At 61.4% G+C, this 17,965-nt stretch carries 18 protein-coding genes; 2 read left to right on the top strand and 16 right to left on the bottom strand.

Annotated elements, in window-relative coordinates; all coding sequences use genetic code 11:
* Window positions 1–40: 40 nt before the first annotated feature.
* The 13 genes from AC2444_RS26890 to argE form a co-directional block, all read right to left on the bottom strand.
* Window positions 41–346 (bottom strand): DUF982 domain-containing protein, encoded by a 306-nt coding sequence (locus tag AC2444_RS26890; RefSeq protein WP_003562905.1) that lies wholly within the window; start codon window positions 344–346, stop codon window positions 41–43.
* Window positions 347–423: 77 nt separating this feature from the next.
* Complete coding sequence (locus AC2444_RS26895) at window positions 424–672, bottom strand: hypothetical protein (protein ID WP_003562903.1); 249 nt, start codon at window positions 670–672, stop codon at window positions 424–426.
* Between the two features lie 9 nt (window positions 673–681).
* Complete coding sequence (locus AC2444_RS26900) at window positions 682–1,434, bottom strand: ThiF family adenylyltransferase (RefSeq protein ID WP_260686088.1); 753 nt, start codon at window positions 1,432–1,434, stop codon at window positions 682–684.
* Window positions 1,435–1,625: 191 nt separating this feature from the next.
* Window positions 1,626–3,209, bottom strand: a complete 1,584-nt coding sequence (locus tag AC2444_RS26905; RefSeq protein ID WP_128449837.1) for an aKG-HExxH-type peptide beta-hydroxylase — start codon at window positions 3,207–3,209, stop codon at window positions 1,626–1,628.
* A gap of 104 nt (window positions 3,210–3,313) precedes the next feature.
* Window positions 3,314–5,008 carry a S8 family serine peptidase gene (locus AC2444_RS26910; protein WP_017996392.1) on the bottom strand — a complete coding sequence of 565 codons (1,695 nt, stop codon included), beginning with the start codon at window positions 5,006–5,008 and terminating at the stop codon, window positions 3,314–3,316.
* Between the two features lie 33 nt (window positions 5,009–5,041).
* Entirely contained in the window at window positions 5,042–6,070 is a 1,029-nt protein-coding gene (locus AC2444_RS26915; protein WP_012755400.1) for a phosphatase PAP2 family protein, read from the bottom strand.
* A 41-nt stretch (window positions 6,071–6,111) separates the two neighbouring features.
* The gene (locus AC2444_RS26920; RefSeq protein ID WP_041935727.1) at window positions 6,112–8,070 is read right to left on the bottom strand and encodes an SARP family transcriptional regulator; all 1,959 of its coding nucleotides are present in this window, start codon (window positions 8,068–8,070) and stop codon (window positions 6,112–6,114) included.
* Window positions 8,071–8,297: 227 nt separating this feature from the next.
* On the bottom strand, window positions 8,298–9,755 hold the full coding sequence (locus AC2444_RS26925) for an NAD-dependent succinate-semialdehyde dehydrogenase (protein WP_128449836.1): 1,458 nt from the start codon (window positions 9,753–9,755) through the stop codon (window positions 8,298–8,300).
* 15 nt (window positions 9,756–9,770) lie between these two features.
* A complete protein-coding gene (locus tag AC2444_RS26930; protein WP_128449835.1) occupies window positions 9,771–10,814 on the bottom strand; it encodes a tartrate dehydrogenase in 1,044 nt (347 codons plus the stop codon).
* Window positions 10,815–10,823: 9 nt separating this feature from the next.
* A complete protein-coding gene (locus AC2444_RS26935; protein WP_128449834.1) occupies window positions 10,824–12,287 on the bottom strand; it encodes an aldehyde dehydrogenase family protein in 1,464 nt (487 codons plus the stop codon).
* Window positions 12,288–12,416: 129 nt separating this feature from the next.
* Window positions 12,417–12,770 (bottom strand): cupin domain-containing protein, encoded by a 354-nt coding sequence (locus tag AC2444_RS26940; protein ID WP_003562889.1) that lies wholly within the window; start codon window positions 12,768–12,770, stop codon window positions 12,417–12,419.
* A 25-nt stretch (window positions 12,771–12,795) separates the two neighbouring features.
* Window positions 12,796–13,719, bottom strand: coding sequence for a 2-hydroxyacid dehydrogenase (locus AC2444_RS26945; protein WP_128449833.1), 924 nt, complete (start codon window positions 13,717–13,719; stop codon window positions 12,796–12,798).
* Window positions 13,720–13,745: 26 nt separating this feature from the next.
* Entirely contained in the window at window positions 13,746–14,867 is a 1,122-nt protein-coding gene (gene argE, locus AC2444_RS26950) for an acetylornithine deacetylase (RefSeq protein WP_026157603.1), read from the bottom strand.
* 330 nt (window positions 14,868–15,197) lie between these two features.
* Here argE and AC2444_RS26955 point away from each other — a divergent pair, with 330 nt between their 5' ends.
* Window positions 15,198–16,100 carry a GNAT family N-acetyltransferase gene (locus AC2444_RS26955; RefSeq protein ID WP_012755406.1) on the top strand — a complete coding sequence of 301 codons (903 nt, stop codon included), beginning with the start codon at window positions 15,198–15,200 and terminating at the stop codon, window positions 16,098–16,100.
* Window positions 16,101–16,145: 45 nt separating this feature from the next.
* On the opposite strand, the gene AC2444_RS26960 is transcribed toward AC2444_RS26955, so the two are convergent.
* Together AC2444_RS26960 and AC2444_RS26965 are read right to left on the bottom strand one after the other, a co-directional pair.
* A complete protein-coding gene (locus tag AC2444_RS26960) occupies window positions 16,146–16,352 on the bottom strand; it encodes a hypothetical protein (RefSeq protein WP_128449832.1) in 207 nt (68 codons plus the stop codon).
* A 21-nt stretch (window positions 16,353–16,373) separates the two neighbouring features.
* On the bottom strand, window positions 16,374–17,078 hold the full coding sequence (locus AC2444_RS26965) for a 5-formyltetrahydrofolate cyclo-ligase (protein WP_017996384.1): 705 nt from the start codon (window positions 17,076–17,078) through the stop codon (window positions 16,374–16,376).
* Between the two features lie 261 nt (window positions 17,079–17,339).
* Here AC2444_RS26965 and AC2444_RS26970 point away from each other — a divergent pair, with 261 nt between their 5' ends.
* Complete coding sequence (locus AC2444_RS26970; RefSeq protein WP_128449831.1) at window positions 17,340–17,618, top strand: hypothetical protein; 279 nt, start codon at window positions 17,340–17,342, stop codon at window positions 17,616–17,618.
* On the opposite strand, the gene AC2444_RS26975 is transcribed toward AC2444_RS26970, so the two are convergent.
* Window positions 17,591–17,902: a hypothetical protein gene (locus AC2444_RS26975; protein WP_017996382.1), complete on the bottom strand. Its 312-nt coding sequence runs from the start codon at window positions 17,900–17,902 to the stop codon at window positions 17,591–17,593. The two genes, AC2444_RS26970 and AC2444_RS26975, sit on opposite strands and share 28 nt — an antisense overlap.
* Window positions 17,903–17,965: the final 63 nt, after the last annotated feature.

Genomic DNA, 17,965 nt, shown 5'->3' on the forward strand with positions numbered 1-17,965 from the left:
ACTGTTCTAGGATTGCGATGAGCGCCCGCGCGGCGGTTAACTACCTGGCCTCGCTGACGGGATAAATCCTGAAAATCCCAAGGCGGTTATCAGTCGTGATCGCTGCAATACCCGCCTCATATGCGGCGCGGACGATTGCCTCATGCAATTTCTCAGGCTCGCTCTCTCCGGTAAGGACCTCCAAACAGATGCTCACCGCCGTGAGAAATTCCTCACCGTCGTCGGTGGGCCATTCCTTCAGCAACAGTTGGGCAGCCTCGCGAGCGGTATGGATCACCTTGCGATCTTTCCCTTCCGCAAAAACCAGAATTATCGTTGGGAAACTTTTGAACATATCGAATCTCATTGCCCCCTGAACTCCGCGGGACGGCCAGTGCCAATGCCGGGCCATGGTTTCGGACCGGGATTGGCCACACATGCTCGTCAACCATCTTCGGTGTCGTTTCGACAATCACGTCGCCTTTCTTCCCTTTGGTGGGAAGCAAGCTTGGCTTTTAGCTCGCGGGCTGCCGCCTCAAGAAGTCGCTTGAATTCTTCGGAGGTTACGCCATCCGCGCGCATCACCATGGCGATCAGTGGATCACCAAGAGCTTCGGTTATCGTCAGCTCATCGTTCTTTCCGGCAGTTGCCCCAACGGAGCAATGATATTCCGAGGAAAATAGCGCGATCATGGACATACCTTACATTCGGGTTCTTTGGAGAGAGCGCAGCTTGGCCTGGTCGCCTTTGAGGTCCAATATCCATTGGCGTCCCCGGGCGAGCGAGTGTCTCGAAAGGCATTTTTGGACAATCTGCGACACGGCAAGGCCGGCGACCAATGGGCTGTCGACGGTAGCCTGCGGCGCGCGTAAGCCGTCGTCGGCCGTGACTTGGGTAGCGCAATGGCAGACGGAACATGCGTCCTCATGCACCAAGGCCAAAGGCCCTGCCATGCAATAGTTTGCAGAGCGACCCAGATGCAGATGAGGCGGCAGGCCGGCTTCCAATGCCAGGCAGGCTGACAGGAGATCTTGGGTTGGACGAGAATCGCCGCCGGCGAGGATGAGGAACGGGTTATTGGCGTAGTTTGCGATTAACCGCAGCGCCGAGGCGCCTTCCGCAAATTCCGGCAGCGCGAAGACAGTGGCCGAGAAACCCGCGGCCAGATGGGTCGCCAGCCTGTCCGTCTTCAGCCGGCCGAGATCAGCCTCGCATGCCCATGGGAGATGGTTCAGGTCGTTCTCATCGATACGATCCGCATCCACGAGAAGGAAACGACGCGCGCCGAGGGCCGCGAGCTGGATGGCGATCTGCGAGCCCAAGCCGCCGCATCCGATGATGACGAAGTCGATGTCGCCAAACAGTGCGATGTCGCGTTGCCGATGGCAAAGAGGCGCCAGGAAGGGGTCGTGATGATCGACTGCGGCGGGATCATATTCGTCCGTCGCCGGCATATCTGGAGCCTCCAACGAGACGACGAATGCAGGCCTGGTAACATGGGGGCTCTGTTCCTCGACAGAATCGGCACTATTGCCGGTGAACAGAGCCCCCCGGCCGCCCCGCCCCAGGCTGTGGGTGACAAGGTTCGGGAAGTCGACGGATACGCTGGCAGCCGCCGATAATCGTTTGGACCGATAATTGACCATCACATCGCCTCCGTCTCGCGGGGCGCAACTCCGCGGATCGTCGCGGCGTAGTGACCGTAATCCTCGCCCATCGCATAATCGGGTGTCTTCACAATCACGTGGAATTTGCCGTCGTACCACAGGCTGACATTGTCGCCGCTGTCATCGATCTCTCGCCGGCCCATCCGAGGATCGATCGGCTCCTTGCCGCGCAGCAGCATCTGTCCGATATCCCAGGCTTGGCGATCGAGAACTCGCTGGCGCTCGGCAAGATGCGCCTGCCGGTGCGCAATGGGTTCTTCGGCAAGCAACTGGCTGACGAGGAACAAGATCCGACTACTCCAGGAAGGAATGGCGGCGATGTCTGGGAGGTCGAGGAGGACATCGCCGCCGAGACGTTCGATCCCTTTCCGAGCGATGTCGATAAGCGGGACTTGCCGCGCGGCATAGGCGATTATGAATGCCGCTTTCCGGGAGCGGCGCTTAGGATCCGCCTCGGTGGATAGGCATGCCATGCGCAAGGCGCACTCCCAGGGAATGGTGTAGGCCGTATGCAGGATGCTCTCGAGCGTCTGTAGGTCCTTCTTGTATGGGGAAACATATTGGAACTCGCCGGGCAGGGATGCCGCCGCCGAGGTCGTATAGAACCCGAGCAGGATATTCCCCGCCTCATGAAGCAGTTGGGCCGCTGTCGCGGCATGATCGCCGGCGCGTAATCTCTCGCTGGAAAGGACGATGAGCGCGCTGCCCGGCAATTCGTTCGAACTCGAAAAGGAGCACTGCGGTTCGCGCCGCACGCCAACGTAAAGCGTGTGCAGGCCGGCGATCAGACGCTGATGGCCATACTCGTCCAAGTCCGCGATCAATGCGAAGGCCTTCTCCAGATGGTCGGCGATTCGATCCAATTGCGCATCGTCGGAGATCGGAAAGCCGGGCCGGGGATAGTCCGGCATGCATCGGCGCAGGAGGGCTTGCATGATACGGCTACGCGCCGGACTTTCGATGTGCATGAGGCCGATGCCGCAAGAGAGCCGGCACGCTGTCTGACGTTCGAGTTCAAGATCCGATGCGATCAGATCCGGCTGCAGATAGCGGCCGACAACCTGCACATCGGGGCGGGCTGCCTGCCATTCCAGACTGCGCGCGAGCGCATCCATCCAGGCCGCAAGTACGGATGAACGGTAAGGGTCGGCGCGGACCGGTCCGGCAACCGCTGGCGGAAGCTCCGGCAGGCGAGTGTATCGGCCATCTGCAAGGTCGGGGAAATAGCCTGACAGTGCCTCTACCCCAGCCGAACAACCGGCGAGCTTCGAAGCCGCCGCAAGCGTGCGGCCATATTGGAAGCGTCGCTTCAAAAGGTTGCGTGTTGCCACGCGCTGGAGGGAGACGGAACTTGCCATCAGGGGATTGCGCTTGAGCAGGAGGCGCGCCTCATCTGCCAACTGTTGTATGCGGGACGCGGACATCGGCAGCCTCCGAGAGTTTGTCTTCGGGCGGATCAAGGTTGCATCTCGGGCAAAAATGCCGGAGTTCGGGACGGCTTTGCCCGGCATCGGAACGTTGCGCGTCGTCGGTTGAGAGGCACTATTCCCCAAGGGCGTCATTGGCCCGCCAGTTTGGCGTTAAAAATCCGTAAAAATGACGTAAACAAAGAAAAAGCCTCCAAGATCGAGGAGGCTTAGAATTCTGGATAACGCAGCCGCAGCAGTCAGATCGCCAGAGCGGCCTCAACCGCCGCCCGCGCATTCGGCAGGCCCGACCCGAAGAAATAGACCGCGTCGAGAGCGTCCTCGCTTTCGGCGTTCATGCAATCTGCCGTCAGTTGTCTCGTTCCGGGTGCGACAATGGCGTCCAGGCGAGAGGCGGCTTTCAGAATTGACTTGACTTGAGGCCCCGAGAGGCGGTCACCGGGATTGTGGCGGCTTTTGTGGGCCCGCTGTATCAGGGCGCATAACCCGCCCACCTGCGCCGACGCGCCTGATGTGCCCCCGAAGGGGGTGTAGTATCCGCCCCCGATGCCCGGATTGGTACCGAACGGCACGATGGCCGACCACGGATCGGAGCCATGATTATAACCGAAAATCCCCGGCAGGTCCGTCGTCAGCAGCGAGAAGTGCGAATAGTAGTATTCCCGCGTTCGAAAAGCGCTGTAGTCGTGCTGCGCGGCAAATGGAGAAAGCCGGTCGAGGCGCAACTGATGCCTGTTGAAGACCTCCCCGTCGTCAGAGGGGGAGACAACCGTCAATCCTTCGCCGTAATTGCTGTAGCCCGAACGGAAACCTTCGACGGTAACGGCTCCAACTGCAATGATGCCGTTGTTGTCGGCGGCAAGACTAGCCGGATAGATCAGCTGGCTCTCGCCACTGTTTCCTGCGGCGCAGACGATCGGGATGTGCCGGCTGATGGCGAGGATGAGTTGTTTGAGGACATGCCATGGGCGATCGGGATTAGAGCCTTTCTGCGCTGCCTTCGGCTCCAGTTCAGGCCCACCCTGATCCGCAACGGCAATGCGCGTGAACAGATTGGCGGCATCCTGGTTTTTCCATAATTCCAGGTCGGCCTTCAGTTCGTTCTTCGGGTCAACGATACTGTGTTTCGGGTCAGGCAGACCGCGCGGCAAGACGATCACGTCTGCTTTCTGAAGATAGGCATAAAGGAAGGCAGCAATGAACTGCCTGACATCGTCTTCGAAGGAGGTTCTGATCGAGATGAGCCTTGAGAAAGGATCAACGCCGAAATAGGGGATGACGTTGCGATTGCCGCTCGTGCGCAGCTCGTCGCCATTCCCGTAGAAGGCTCCTTCCGGCGGAAGGCTTGGCGTGCCTTCTTCCGCAACAACGGCGGGTTCGCCGACGATCAGCCCAGCGCAACAAGTACCATGCGACGCAAACAGCGATTCCGGATTGTAGAGCCGCCGGAGAACACCCTCCGACGCGGCGTATTCGGCAACCAGATCACCGAGATAGTCCCGGTCGTCGTTCGAAAGGCCGATATTGCCGAGCGGAGCGATGTCGAGCCCGGCAAAGAAGGCATGCCTTTCCTCGCGGTCGAAGGATGTGGTCGTCTCGAGAATTTCGAGCACGCGTGCGCCGTAACGATGGGTCGTCAAATCGATTGACGCCTCCCGGTCAAGCCGGGTTGCCAGATTGGGATGATCCGGAGATACGCCGACATCGATCAGCGCGACCCGCGCGGGTCGCAGCGGGCCGGCGGAAGCGATGGCATCCCAGACCGTGCCGGTGATGAGGGGATCGGAGAGCGCGCGTGCGGAGCTCGCATCGGGCGCTGGAGGCGCCGGTGGAGCCGATCCGTATTCCGCGTCGACTACGCCAAGAGCAGTCAGGTGCCAGAGGTAATAGTAGTTGATCGGCGAGGGCTCAGGCATTTGTGTTTGATCCGTCATGGTTGTCACCCTGTTGAGCAGCAGCTGGAGAATTCAGACCCATTCGTCGTGTACGGCCGCGAACAAAGGACCGAACGCGTCGTGGAGGTAGGGAGCGAAGCGTCGGGCGAGATCTCGCCCCGCCTGCGTGTCGCTCGGATAGTGCAGGCCGGCCCATTCGCGATTTTCGGCGACGTTCTGGGCGATGCGGGCAAGCTCGTCGGTGGCCGGATGTTCCGGCAGGATTGTTGAGAACGCGAAGGCGATCGAAAAGCACTGGAACGAATGGTTGCTGGGATAGGACTCGTGGACGGGCACGGCCAGCAACGGCCGCAGCAGGGGCTCGAACTGGTTTGGCCGCTGCCGGTTGAACTGGCTCTTGTAGATCAGTCCGACATATTCGCAGGCCGTCAGGATCGCCTGAAAAAGGCCTTCCGTCTGCTCGAAACCGCCGAGATCCTCGATATACAATGCGCGGGTGAATTCCCCCACGGAGATGGTCGACTCGATTTGAATATCGGGCAGGCGCCGCATGCGTTCGCGGTCGCGGCGTTGCATAGAGAGCAGTACCGTCGTTTCGAGGCGGGTATAATCCGGGCCGGGTGGCGGAAGTATATCCAGCATTTCCCAGGTGAAGCGCCGCGCCGCGGTATAGGCGTTGCGTGACGGCTGCTGGTGCAGCCTGCGCAGCTCGAAGGAGGGGATAAGCTGCGACACGCCGAGGCTGCCGCCGTCCATCGTCGACTTGTTCTTGTTCTTGTTCTTATTTTTGTTCTTGTTTTTGTTCAGCGACGCCTTGTTGAGCACCGACTTGTTCGCCACGCTCTTGTTGAGAACCGAGGCTACGGCCATCGTCGCCATCATCGGCCCGGCCAGAAGCGCTGCATCTTCACCGGTGCCGGGGAGCAGCGCAGGTTCGGAGGCTGCATCCGGTGCAGCCGGCGACGCACCGGCGAGAGGATCAGCACCGGTATCGTCCCTGGGTTCGCATGGAAGGACCGTATCCGGCTCAATCCTGAATTTATAACTGTTTAGAAATAAAACTAATTTTGATTGCGATTCGTGGGCAGTGTCCGCTTCCATGGCAGCCTCCTTGCGCGATGATGTGAAGAATTGTCCGGGGTTCAGCGCAGCTTGGCGCCGGCCTTGAGCAGGCCGTCGATCAGGATCTGCCCGCCGCCTGTGTCAAGCAGCGGATAGCCGCTGCCGCGGAAGGCGTCGATGGAGAAACCGCCCTCGACTGCCTCAAGACGCTGCAGGTAATGCCGCGCGCCGCCGAGATCGTTGGAATGGGCATGACTGGAGGCAAGATAGCGCAGCAGGCTGTTGAAGTTCGGCCGTGCCCGCAGGGCTTCTTCGCCTGCAGATATGGCTGCGGCATGATCGCCTGCAAGCGCTGCCGCAATGCATTTGGTCGTATCGAAGTAATATTTATGCGGGCTGTAGACGCCGAGCTCTTGTACCCAACGCGCCATCGCCACCGCCTTGTCGGGCTGGCCTGCATAGCAGTGCAGCATCGCGTAGAGGTCCCAACCGAGCGGCAGGGCCGGATTCAGGCGGATCGATTTTTCGAACAGGTTGGCCGCATAGTCGTATTCGCCGAACAGGAACGAATGGACGTGGCCGACGAGCGCGAGCGACACGGAATTCTGCGGATCGAGTTCCAGCGCCTTGCGTGCATAGGCCTGGGCTTCCTCGATCAGATGGGCATCCAGCGCGTTGAAACGCTGGCCAACCTGGAAAGTCCGAATGAATGACAGCCAGGCAAAAGTCGATGATCGCGGCTGATACTGGATCTGTTCTTCCAGGCGCCGTTCCGCGTTGTCGAGGTCGTCGCGCGACAGCCGAAAGATCGCATTGACGGCGTCGATCAGGAGCCCGTCTTGCGACAATCTGCTGTCGGTTGCCTGGATCTCCTCGAAATAGGCCAGTTGATCGACTGCCTGGCTGATCAGCGCAGCGGCGATGCCGAACTCGCCGCGCTCGAACTGCGTGCGGTTGATTGCCTGACTTCCCAGCCAATGAATGCGGTTGTTGATCAGGTGCTTCATCACCAGTTCGATCAGCACCATGTCACCATCAAACGTCAGGCGAAGCTGAAGGCATAGGGGAAGGCTGATTTGCTGTTCACTCTCTTCAATATGCGGCGAGGTGAACGAGAGGTCGGTGACGCCAAAGCCCAGCCCATCGATGATGGCTTTTGCAATGAGGTTTTGGAACCGTGTCGCAGCAATTTGCCCGCCCTCGCCGGCACCCACCACGATGGGGGACAGAAGAGCCATCATCCATCGCCAGTCACCGCCAACCCGCCGCCCAGAGGGACCGCTGCTGGCGATATCCACGGGTGGTTTGCCTGTTCTCGACGTATCCGGGGCGCCAGTTAACGGCAGCAGGGCGGAATGTTTGGCGATATCGCGGCTCGGCTGCTGTCGCGGCTCGAAGACGTCGTGGACTTGTCCTTCATCGAGACGGCGATACCAGTTTTGCCTTTCCAGCGCCAACCAGTCCTCGAATTCAGGATCGCGGATGTCGATACCTTCGAGCAATTCGTCGGTGACTTGATCCGCAGACCGCTCCGTCCGAACCACCAGGTCGGTATCGAGCGCCAGTCGGTCCATATCCAGCCAAACGGTATTCTTATCCGCAATCAAGAGATCACGTGCCGGCCCCAGACTCTTATGAATGTCCAAAAGCGCCTGGCGTAGACTGGCTGCCGCCTGGTCGTCGGAGCGATCGCTCCATAACTTGTCCCTAAGCCAGATTCTCGAGCGCGAGCCCCGGGTGGACAATGCAAGCATTGCCAAAAGAGCCTGTGCCTTTTTGGATTTCGGAGCAACCGACCGCCCCCCGGCGTCCACAAGGGCAAAGGGCCCGAGCAGGAACATCCGAAACGGATATTGCTCCTTGTTCATGCGATCCACCGGCCCCGCCCCCGCTGCCTCCGATACGCTCGTTTGGCGGCCGGAAAACCTGGCATCCAGGGGCCAGTCTGCCACAACTTCGGCTCCTGGCAAGCAACCGGGAAGGGAAACCGGGATTGCGAAATGTAAATCTATGCTATGGCGATGATCGAACTGAAGCATAACCGGTTGAAATCCCTCTGCGTAACTTCGCAAACCGGCCGTAGCATCCTGCCGTCAAAGCAGCGTCAAAGAAATGTTGTTTGGGCACCGTAATTTTGCGGGCATCCGCCAAAGGCTGCGGAGTACTTAGAACGATGTGTCGGTGTTGCTCCAGCGGGAGCATCGACCGTGGCTCCCGATCATCCAGCGCCGGGATGATGTCCCGGCGCTCTTTTGTTTTCCTGTAGTTAGGCGAGACCGCCGATGTGGAAGCTCTTCATTTCGAGATATTCCTCGATGCCGCACTGCGCGCCCTCGCGGCCAAGACCGGATTGTTTGACGCCGCCGAAGGGAGCCACCTCGGTCGAGATCGCCCCTGTGTTCAGGCCGACCATCCCGAATTCGAGGGCTTCGGCGACACGCCAGGAGCGTTTCAGGCTCCCGGTGTAGAAATAGGCCGCAAGCCCGAAGGGCGTGGCGTTGGCAATGCGGATCGCCTCTTCCTCATGGTCGAAACGGAAAAGCGGGGCAACGGGTCCGAAGGTCTCTTCGCTGGCAAGCTGCATCTCGGTCGTCGCACCGCCGAGCACCATCGGCACCGCATATTGATTGCCTTCAGGCACGGAACCCGCGGTGGCGAGGATCGTCGCTCCCTTTTCCACCGCATCATCGACATGACGCTTGATCTTGTCGATCGCCGCCTTGTTGATCATCGGCCCGATATCCGTGCCTGCATCCGTGCCGGTCCCGACCTTCATGGCCGATACGCGCGCGGAAAGTTTGGCGGCAAAGGCCTCATAGACGCCGGACTGGACGAGAAGCCGGTTGGCGCAGACGCAGGTCTGCCCGCCATTGCGGAATTTCGAGGCAACTGCGCCTTCCACGGCCAGATCAAGATCGGCATCGTCGAAGACGATGAAGGGCGCGTTGCCGCCGAGTTCGAGGCTGAGCCGCTTGATGCTGTCGGCCGCGCCGCGCATCAGCAGCGAGCCGACGCGGGTCGAGCCGGTGAAAGAGATCTTGCGAACGGTCTGGTTCGCCATCAGTTCGTCGCCGATGCCGGCCGGCATGCCGGTGACGATATTGATCACGCCCTTGGGGATGCCGGCGCGCTCCGCCAATACGCCGAGCGCCAGCGCTGAATAAGGGGTGAGGTCCGATGGCTTGACGACGACGGTGCAGCCTGCTGCGAGCGCCGGCCCGACCTTGCGGGTGATCATCGCATTCGGAAAATTCCACGGCGTGATGATCGCCGATACGCCGACGGGCTCCTTCAGAACGACGATCCGCCGGTCCGCTGTCGGCGAGGGAATGGTCGTTCCGCCGATGCGGCGTGCCTCCTCGGAAAACCATTTGATGAAGGAGGCGCCGTAGCGGATTTCGCCGCGCGCTTCCGTCAGTGGCTTGCCCTGCTCTCGGGTGAGGATCAGCGCCAGATCCTCGATATTGTCGAGCATCAGATCATGCCAGGCTTCCAGCAATGCGCCGCGCTCGGCATTGGTCTTTGCGCGCCATGGACCGAAGGCCTTTTCCGCCGCCGCGATCGCCGTCCTCGTATCGGCTCCGTCCATGTCAGGCACCGTGCCCAGCACATGTTGCGTCGCCGGATCGATCACCTCGATCGTGCGCCCAGCTTCAGCCCCGCGCCATTCTCCGTCGATCAGCCCCAGCTCACGAAGCAGACTGCTATCCCTTAATCCGTTCATTCTGTTCTCCATTGATCAGCCGAGTGCCGAAAGCACCGATGCCGTGATCACGTCGGTCTTGTCCTTGCCGGGAATTGCGCCGATGCCGCGTGCCGTCGTCGCTTCGATTGATGCCATCACCCTTGCGGCGGCAGCCGTTTCTCCCAAGTGCTCCAGCATCATCGCGCCCGACCAGATGGCGGCGATTGGATTGGCGATGCCGAGTTCGGCGATATCGGGTGCGGAGCCGTGGACGGGTTCGAACATCGACGGCGCCGAGCGATCGGGATTGATGTTGGCGGAGGCGGCAAAGCCAAGCCCGCCCTGGATGGCGGCGCCGAGGTCGGTCAGGATATCGCCGAACAGGTTGGAGGCGACCACGACGTCGAGACTATCAGGCGCCATGACCATACGCGCAGCCATGGCGTCGATATGGTAGCTGGTCACCTCGATATCGGGATATTCCGCTGAAAGCTTCTGGGTGATTTCGTCCCAGAAGACCATCGAATATTTCTGGGCGTTGGACTTCGTCACCGAGGCAAGCTTGCCGCGTCGCGTCCGCGCCTGCTCGAAGCCGAAACGCAGGATGCGCTCGACCCCCGTGCGGGTGAAGATCGAGGTCTCGACCGCCACTTCATTGTCGGTGCCCTGGTGGACGCGGCCACCGGCGCCGGAATATTCGCCTTCGGTATTTTCACGAATGCAGAGGATGTCGAAACCATCGGACCGCAACGGCCCCTGCACACCCGGCAGCAGCCGGTGCGGGCGGATATTGGCATACTGCACGAAAGCCTTGCGGATCGGCAGCAGAAGCCCATGCAGCGACACCGAATCCGGCACTTTACGAGGCCAGCCGACGGCGCCGAGCAGGATGGCATCGAAGGACCGGAGCGTCTCGATGCCATCGGCGGGCATCATGCTGCCGTTCTCCAGATAGTAGTCGCAGGACCAGGGATAGCTGGTTGCATCAAGAGAAAATCCGTTCAGGCGAGCTGTTTTTTCAAGCACGGCCCAGGCTGCTGCCGTCACGTCGCGGCCGATGCCGTCTCCGGGCAGAAGGGCGATCTTGTAGGTTTTCATCGCAGGTCCTCACAGGCTGATGAGCACACTCTTGCTCTTGCGGTTGGCGAGATAGGCATCGCGGCCGAGATCCTTGCCGATGCCGGACTGCTTATAGCCGCCGGTCGGCAGGATATGGTCGCGTGAACGGCCGTAGCGATTGACCCAGATGGTGCCGGCCTGAAGGCGGCGGGTCACGCGGATGGCACGCGAGAGATCGCGGGTGAAGAGGCCGGCGGCAAGCCCATAGGCCGGATGGTCGGCGAGCCTCAGCGCCTCCTCCTCGTCCTCGAAGGTCTGAATGGTCAGCACCGGTCCAAAAATTTCCTCAAGAACCGCCGGCGATGTTGCGGTCACGCCCGAAATCAGGGTCGGTGCGTAGAAATAACCTTCTCGGTCGAGCCGGCGGCCACCGGTGAGGCATTCGGCGCCGTCGTCGATAGCGGCACGGATGATGCCGTCCATGCGGGCGATCTGTCGTTCGGAGATGACCGGCGAATAATCGGTCGCCTCGTCCCAGGTGGGGCCGGGGCGGATGGCCGCCAGCCTCTCGATAAGTGCGGCTGCCAGCGCGTCCGCCACCTTCGCCTCGACGATGAGGCGGGATCCGCAAACGCAGGCCTGACCGGCGTTGGAGAGTATGCTGCCGGCGATTGCGCCCGCCGCAAGCTCGAGATCGGCATCGGCGAAAACCAGTTGCGGGCTCTTGCCGCCGAGTTCGAGCGTCATCGGCTTGACGCCGGTGCGGGCGATGTTGGTCATGATCGCCGCGCCGGCCGCGGTCGAACCGGTGAAACTGACCTTGGAGATGCCTGGATGTCCGGTGATCGCATTTCCGGTGGTCGGGCCGTCGCCGAGCACGATGTTGACGAGACCGGCCGGCAGGCCGGCCCGCACCGAAAGTTCGGCGAGATAGAGTGTGGAAAACGGCGTCATTTCCGATGGCTTCAACACCACCGCATTGCCTGCCGCCAGCGCCGGGCCGAGCTTCCAGCCGGCCATGGACACGGGAAAATTCCAGGGTGTGATGGCGCCGACGACGCCATAGGGTTCCGTCATGATCATGCCGAAATTTGCGTCGTCGGTCGGGACGAGGTCGCCGCCTTCCTTGTCGGCGAATTCGGCAAAGAAACGGATCTGTTCGGCGGTGACGGCGATATCGCCGGCGACGAGATGACCGATGGGCCGTGTCGAGGAGAGCGCCTCGAGCCTGGCGAGGGTCTCCGCCTCTGCTTCGATCAGGTCCGCCCAGCGCTGCATCGCCACGGTGCGCTCACGCGGCCGTACGCCACCCCAATTGCTCGTCTTCAATGCGGTTCTGGCGGTTTCGACAGCCTGGTCGACAAGGGCCTCGTCGGCCAGCGGGCAGCCGGCATAGGCCTTGCCGTCGGATGGACGGTGCATGTCGATGACGGCTTCGGCCGGAACCAGCCGGCCGCCGATGAAATGTCCGACGGGCAGGGAAATCGTGTTCGGATCGAAGCTGAGTGTCATCGCATGTCCTCGGGGTGGGCTGAGACAAGCCTAACTGGCGAAGGCGAGCAGCATGCGTCGACCGGGGATGCCGCAGCGGCGAAAAATTGCGTTTTCGTCGCTGCGGCAGTCAAATCTACGGCGTCGGCATCACGACACGGTGACGTAGATCTTGCGCACCGTCTCGATCGTCTTCCAGACGCCAACAAAGCCCGGCTTCATGACGAAGCTGTCGCCGGCCTTGTAGACCACCGGTTCACCGCCTTCCGGAGTGAGTTCGACCAGGCCGGAAAGGATATGGCAGAACTCGAAGGTCTCGCCCTTGATCGAGCGCGTCTCGCCGGGTGTCGCTTCCCAGACGCCGCTATGAACGGTCTCGCCGCGGGCAGCGTCCTGCGCCCAGGTCTTGAAGGCAGGACTGCCCGAGATCAACCGTTCGGGGAGGGGGCCGGATTCGCGCGGCGCGAAGGATGGGTCGGTGTCGATCGTCTTGAGGAGGAACATGATTTTGCTTTCCTAGGTTGAGAACTCAGTAGCCGCGGTTGCGATCGACCAGGCCGATCGGATCGAGGCCCGCTTGGTGCCGTTTGATGTTGCCGATGACGGCCACTGCCGCGGTTTCAGGCTGGGTGACGCTCGCAATGTGCGGCGTCAGCAGGATCTTCGGATGGTTCCAGAAGGCGTCATCCGCGGGAAGCGGTTCCGGATCGGTGACGTCGACGACGGCGCCGGAGAGATGCCCAGCATCGAGCGCGTCAATGAGCGCCTGATGGTCGAGCTGAGGGCCGCGGCCGACATGGACGAGTGCGGCGCCGGCCGGCAGTCCGGCGAAGAGTTCGGCATTCAGGAAGCCCCGCGTCTCATCCGTCAGCGGCAGCAGGCAGACGAGAATGTCGGTGGTTGCAAGCAGAATATCGAGGCCGTCGCGGCCGCTCAGGCATCGGATGCCGTCGATCTCGCGGGGGCTGCGGCTCCATCCCGAAAGCGGAAAGCCGAAGGGCTGCAACCGTTCGAGCACGGCGCTACCAAGCATGCCGAGGCCAAGCACGCCGATGCGGCGTTCCGAGGCCTGCCTGGAAGCGATCGTCTGCCAGGTCCGGCGCCGCTGCTGGTCGAGATAGGCCGGCAAGTCGCGATGGAGCGCAAGCACCGCCAGCGTCACATATTCCTGCATCATCCTGACGATGCCGTCTTCGACCATGCGCACCACCTTCACCGACGCCGGCACCGCATCGATATGGAACTGGTCGATGCCGGCGCCGATCGAAAACAGGATTTCGAGATTGCGATAGCGGGCGAGATCCTCCGGTACGGTCCAGGTGATGAGGAAGCGTACGGCGTCGGGTTTGACCGACTTGGGATCCATGGAGAAGGCAATGTCGGGCAGTTCGCGCGCGAAGGCTTCGGCGAATATCGCGCCGCGCTTCGCATCGGAATTGAAGAGGAAGGTCATGGCGTCGGCTCCTTGATCCGATGTCATCAGGCGCAGCGGCGGCCAAGCGCCTCGACCATCGCCTGGCAGGCGAGCAGTTCGCCCGTGAGGATGAATTCGTCCGGCTTGTGGGCGCGGCCGATGTCGCCCGGTCCGCAGATGATCGCATCGATGCCGGCGCGCTGGAAAAGTCCGGCCTCGGTGCCGTAGCTGACGGCGGCGAGCGGCTCGATGCCGGTCAGTTCGCTAAGCAGGGCCGCAAGCGGCGCATCGGCGGCAAGCGAAAGCGCCGGATAGGCGCTGAGTTCGCGCCAGTCTATCTGGAAGCCAAGCTGCGATAGTCCCTCGGCCGATGCCCGCAGTGGCGCCAGCAACGTAATCGGATCGACGCCGGAAATAGCCCGCGCTTCGAACTCGGCCTCGCAGCTGTCGGGAATGATGTTGACCGCCTGGCCGCCCTTCAGCGTGCCGACCTGAAGCGAGGAGTAGGGCGGTTCGAAGACAGGCTGATACGGGCCGCGCGTGAGCCGTTCGGCTTCGGCGCGAGCGCAAGCCAGAATATCGGTGATGGCATGGATTGCGTTCAGTCCCTGGTCCGGACGCGAGGAATGGCCGGACCGGCCCCTGACCGTCAGTCGGGCGGCGGCCTTGCCCTTGTGGGCGCGGATTGCCCGCATGCCGCTCGGCTCGCCGATGATCGCGCCAAGCGGGGTTGCACAGAGCTCCGGCAGGCGCGCGATCATGTGCGGCACGCCGCGGCAGCCGGCCTCCTCGTCATAGGAAAAGGCAAGGTGGACGGGCTGGCGAAGCGGTGAGGCCACCAGCGCCGGAACGGCCGCGAGAACGGCGGCCAGGAAGCCTTTCATGTCGGTAGCGCCGCGACCGTAGAGGATGTCCGCTTCAGCCCGCAATCGGAACGGATCGCTGGTCCAGCCGCCTCCAGCGGCGGGAACCACGTCCATATGGCCGGAGAGAATATAGCCCGGCGTTTCCTTCGGGCCGATCGTGGCGAAGAGGTTCGACCGGTCGCCCTCCGGGCCGGGAAGCTCGGTGACGACGGCGCCGTGGCTTTGCAGGTAGTGCCGGATCCACGCCACGATCTCGCCGTTCGGCGTGCCGACGACGGAGGGGAAGCCAACGAGCCTTTCGAGAATTTCAATGGCCTGCATCGGCGACCTCACAAACATGCTGCTTGCCGAGACGGCGGCCATGCCGCCGGCGGAAACGACAATTCGGCCCAGCGAGATGTGAGAGGTGTTTGCAACTGGACTGAGGGGGGGGACATTTCCGGGCTCTCACAGTGAACAGCGACTCCGGCCGCTGGATCTGTCAATGAGTCTAGCGGGAGACGCAGGCGTTACTTGCCGAAAGCGCATCGGGATTTGGTCGATTGTTGTGTTTGCGCAGGCTTCACCAGTGAATTGTATCGAACGATCTGTTCTAGTCTGGACGGAGAAGTTTCCGGGCGCAGACTTGGCCAATGCGGCAGGAGGGCGGGAGTGAGTGAACTGATATCCGAATCCAGGTTCGTCGATAGTTTCGAGACGCATATCGCCGGGATCGACAGCGTTGCTCTCGACCAGTTGCACGCACTTTCGATGACCGTCGCCTGGCCGCATCGCGGCGAGGATTGGCAGTTCCTGCGGGAGTTCGGCCAGGGCATCGTGGCGATCGATGAAATCGGCCGTATCCTGGGCTCTGCCATGTGGTTTCCCTATGACGCGCAATTTGCCACGGTCGGTATGGTCATCACCTCGCCGCGTCTTCAAACCAATGGCGCCGGGCAATGGCTGATGGGACACGCGCTTACTCAGGTCGCCGGGCGGAACCTCGGGCTGAATGCGACGCGCGCAGCGCGCCGCCTTTATCGGTCCTTGAACTTTGTTCGGGAGGCGCTGGTCTTTCAATGCCAAGGCGAAGCGATGTCGCCGCCGGATGTAGAGCTGCCGTCCGGTGCCGCAATACGGGCAGTGGAGGCTGGCGATCTGGAAGCGATCGCCGAATTGGATTGTGTGGCTTTCGGCACGGATCGCAAACTGCTGTTGGCCCGGCTCATGGCGAATTCCAAGGGCATCGTGTTGACCCGCGCGGGCCGGATCGAGGCTTTCTCGCTTTGCCGGCGGTTCGGGCGTGGCCATGTCATCGGTCCTGTTGTGGCGCGCAGTGACGCCGACGCGATCGCCGTCGTCCGCCCGCATGCGGCCGAACGCGCAGGTGCGTTCCTGCGCCTCGATACACGCGAGCAGGGCGGAGCCTTTTCCGATTTCCTCTCCCGCTGCGGTCTTCCTGTCTACGATATCGTGACGACCATGTCGCTCGGTGGCGCTTGGCTTCCGGTTGCCGGACGCGCAACTGCGCCCGAGCCGAAGACCTATGCACTCGTCAGCCAGGCACTCGGTTGACGCAAACCCGCACGGGCGCCCGACGCAAACCGGCCTTCGCGTGGATTAGGCTCCGGGACAGACGGGGAGGCAGGTCAGAGCCTGCTGGCGTTCGAGTTCGGGCCGGAACGAGCGGTATTGCCAGACACCCTCCGGGCTTTCCCGCCGATACACTGTCTCGAGCCAGAACACCGAGTCATCGATCGGCAAGACAGGATGCCACGCATACCACTGCGACCAGATCTTTCGTGCCGGTTTCCCGTCCATGATCATCGCTCATCTCCTCATCATCGGCTAATCCTGGAACATCCGCGCGGCAACGGAGCCGTTGCCTTTGCGAAAGCGGATTTCGACGTCGGTTACGATCGCATCCATCGGGATGTCATGGTCCTGAGGACGGATGGTCTCGATCTCCTGGAAGTCGAAACCAACGCCGATCGCGAAAGGCCGGGGATGGAGAGCGGCCAGCGTTCGATCGAAATAACCGCCTCCGAAACCGAGCCGGTAACATTGCGCATCGAATCCGACGACCGGGGCGATGACGATATCGGGCCGGCGCTCTTCGCCTTGAAGCGGAACCGGGATGTTCAGGATGCCCCGTGTCAGTTCTTCGCCGACGCACCACGAGCGGAAGCTGAGGGGCTTCCTTTTTTCCGTCACCACCGGCAACAGGCAAGTGGCGCCGCAAGCTGCCGCAGACTGCATCCAGCCGCGGAGGTCCGGCTCGCCCAGAAACGGCCAGTAGAGGCTTACACTGCGGCCGGCGATCTTCGGCAGCAGCCGATCCAGATGATGACGGATAAGAGATGTTCGTTGCTCGCGCTCATTCGCGCCGAGCAGCGTCCGGCAGTCTATCAGGCGACGGCGTTGTTCCTTCCGCCACTCCCGGACGACTTCGGGCTCCGGTTCGAGCCCCATGTAAGCCGGATCAACCTCATGAATGAAGCAGGCCGGTGAGGAAAAGCCATCGGCATTGTTTTTCATGGCATCGTCACTCATGGAGCGTTTCTTTTCTGTTCGTCGCCCCTCAATCCGTGTTCAACGTTAGAGAATAACAGTGCGGTACTATTCTTCAATAGAGATTGTTTTTCGCGTGGCCTGAAATCTCTCTCGCCAGAGGGAGGGCTTCAGCCGCCGTGGCGGAAATCCAGGAATATTGCTCTCTCTGCGCCAAGCCGTGACGCTCTCACTCAGGTTATCTTGATAATAGGTCGTAATACGATATTATCAAGATCGCCCGATTGTCGAGGAGCGAGCTTTATGGAAAACCGACTTCATCCCGCAACGCGCTGCCCCACGCCCTTCCCTCGTGATAAGGCTTTCGAAAAACTGCGGCAAAGAGTTCACGCCTTGCTCGAGAATGCGGAAGCAAGTCGTTGGGAGCTTTTGCGCACGGAATGGCTGTACGATGTGGTGCTGCTGACGAATGACTTTCGTCTCTGGATGCAGCGTCTCGATAAGGGCTTCGGTACCGCCAACAGGACTGCATTATCCCGTGAAAGCGGGATGCCTCAGGTGATCGCACGTAGCCCGAGATAGGCCGCCAAACTGACGGCGGAGAGGGCGATTGTCAGCCTGGGTCTCGCATCGTCGAACATCGCCGCCAGCGCAAGGCCGAGCATCAGGATGACGGATTTTGCCCAAAGCTCCTGATCGGAGACGGTGAAAGCGATTGCTGCCAGAAAGACGGCGTTGGCGACGATGGTCACGGGGGCGGATTTCTGGGCGAGATCGCCGCCTGGGAAGTACGGCATTAAAAAACGGCGCATGCTCAAGCCTGAAGCGACGCTCAGAAGAAGACAGGTCAAGACAAGTTGCAACATAGGACGTCGCCGATCGATCCGCAGATAGCCCTATGCATGCAAACCTCATGCCAGCCTCAAACC

Source organism: Rhizobium sp. WSM1328, from assembly GCF_057653715.1.

Excerpts from the sequence above, each read along its gene's own strand:
- AC2444_RS26920 (WP_041935727.1), bottom strand. The coding sequence starts at position 8,070 with ATGCTTCAGTTCGATCATCGCCATAGCATAGATTTACATTTCGCAATC.
- AC2444_RS26905 (WP_128449837.1), bottom strand. The coding sequence starts at position 3,209 with ATGACGCCCTTGGGGAATAGTGCCTCTCAACCGACGACGCGCAACGTT.
- AC2444_RS26900 (WP_260686088.1), bottom strand. The coding sequence starts at position 1,434 with ATGCCGGCGACGGACGAATATGATCCCGCCGCAGTCGATCATCACGAC.
- AC2444_RS26890 (WP_003562905.1), bottom strand. The coding sequence starts at position 346 with ATGAGATTCGATATGTTCAAAAGTTTCCCAACGATAATTCTGGTTTTT.
- AC2444_RS26910 (WP_017996392.1), bottom strand. The coding sequence starts at position 5,008 with ATGACGGATCAAACACAAATGCCTGAGCCCTCGCCGATCAACTACTAT.
- AC2444_RS26915 (WP_012755400.1), bottom strand. The coding sequence starts at position 6,070 with ATGGAAGCGGACACTGCCCACGAATCGCAATCAAAATTAGTTTTATTT.
- AC2444_RS26960 (WP_128449832.1), bottom strand. The coding sequence starts at position 16,352 with ATGATCATGGACGGGAAACCGGCACGAAAGATCTGGTCGCAGTGGTAT.
- AC2444_RS26945 (WP_128449833.1), bottom strand. The coding sequence starts at position 13,719 with ATGACCTTCCTCTTCAATTCCGATGCGAAGCGCGGCGCGATATTCGCC.
- AC2444_RS26895 (WP_003562903.1), bottom strand. The coding sequence starts at position 672 with ATGATCGCGCTATTTTCCTCGGAATATCATTGCTCCGTTGGGGCAACT.
- AC2444_RS26965 (WP_017996384.1), bottom strand. The coding sequence starts at position 17,078 with ATGAGTGACGATGCCATGAAAAACAATGCCGATGGCTTTTCCTCACCG.
- AC2444_RS26935 (WP_128449834.1), bottom strand. The coding sequence starts at position 12,287 with ATGACACTCAGCTTCGATCCGAACACGATTTCCCTGCCCGTCGGACAT.
- AC2444_RS26925 (WP_128449836.1), bottom strand. The coding sequence starts at position 9,755 with ATGAACGGATTAAGGGATAGCAGTCTGCTTCGTGAGCTGGGGCTGATC.
- AC2444_RS26970 (WP_128449831.1), top strand. The coding sequence starts at position 17,340 with ATGGAAAACCGACTTCATCCCGCAACGCGCTGCCCCACGCCCTTCCCT.
- argE (WP_026157603.1), bottom strand. The coding sequence starts at position 14,867 with ATGCAGGCCATTGAAATTCTCGAAAGGCTCGTTGGCTTCCCCTCCGTC.
- AC2444_RS26940 (WP_003562889.1), bottom strand. The coding sequence starts at position 12,770 with ATGTTCCTCCTCAAGACGATCGACACCGACCCATCCTTCGCGCCGCGC.
- AC2444_RS26930 (WP_128449835.1), bottom strand. The coding sequence starts at position 10,814 with ATGAAAACCTACAAGATCGCCCTTCTGCCCGGAGACGGCATCGGCCGC.
- AC2444_RS26975 (WP_017996382.1), bottom strand. The coding sequence starts at position 17,902 with ATGTTGCAACTTGTCTTGACCTGTCTTCTTCTGAGCGTCGCTTCAGGC.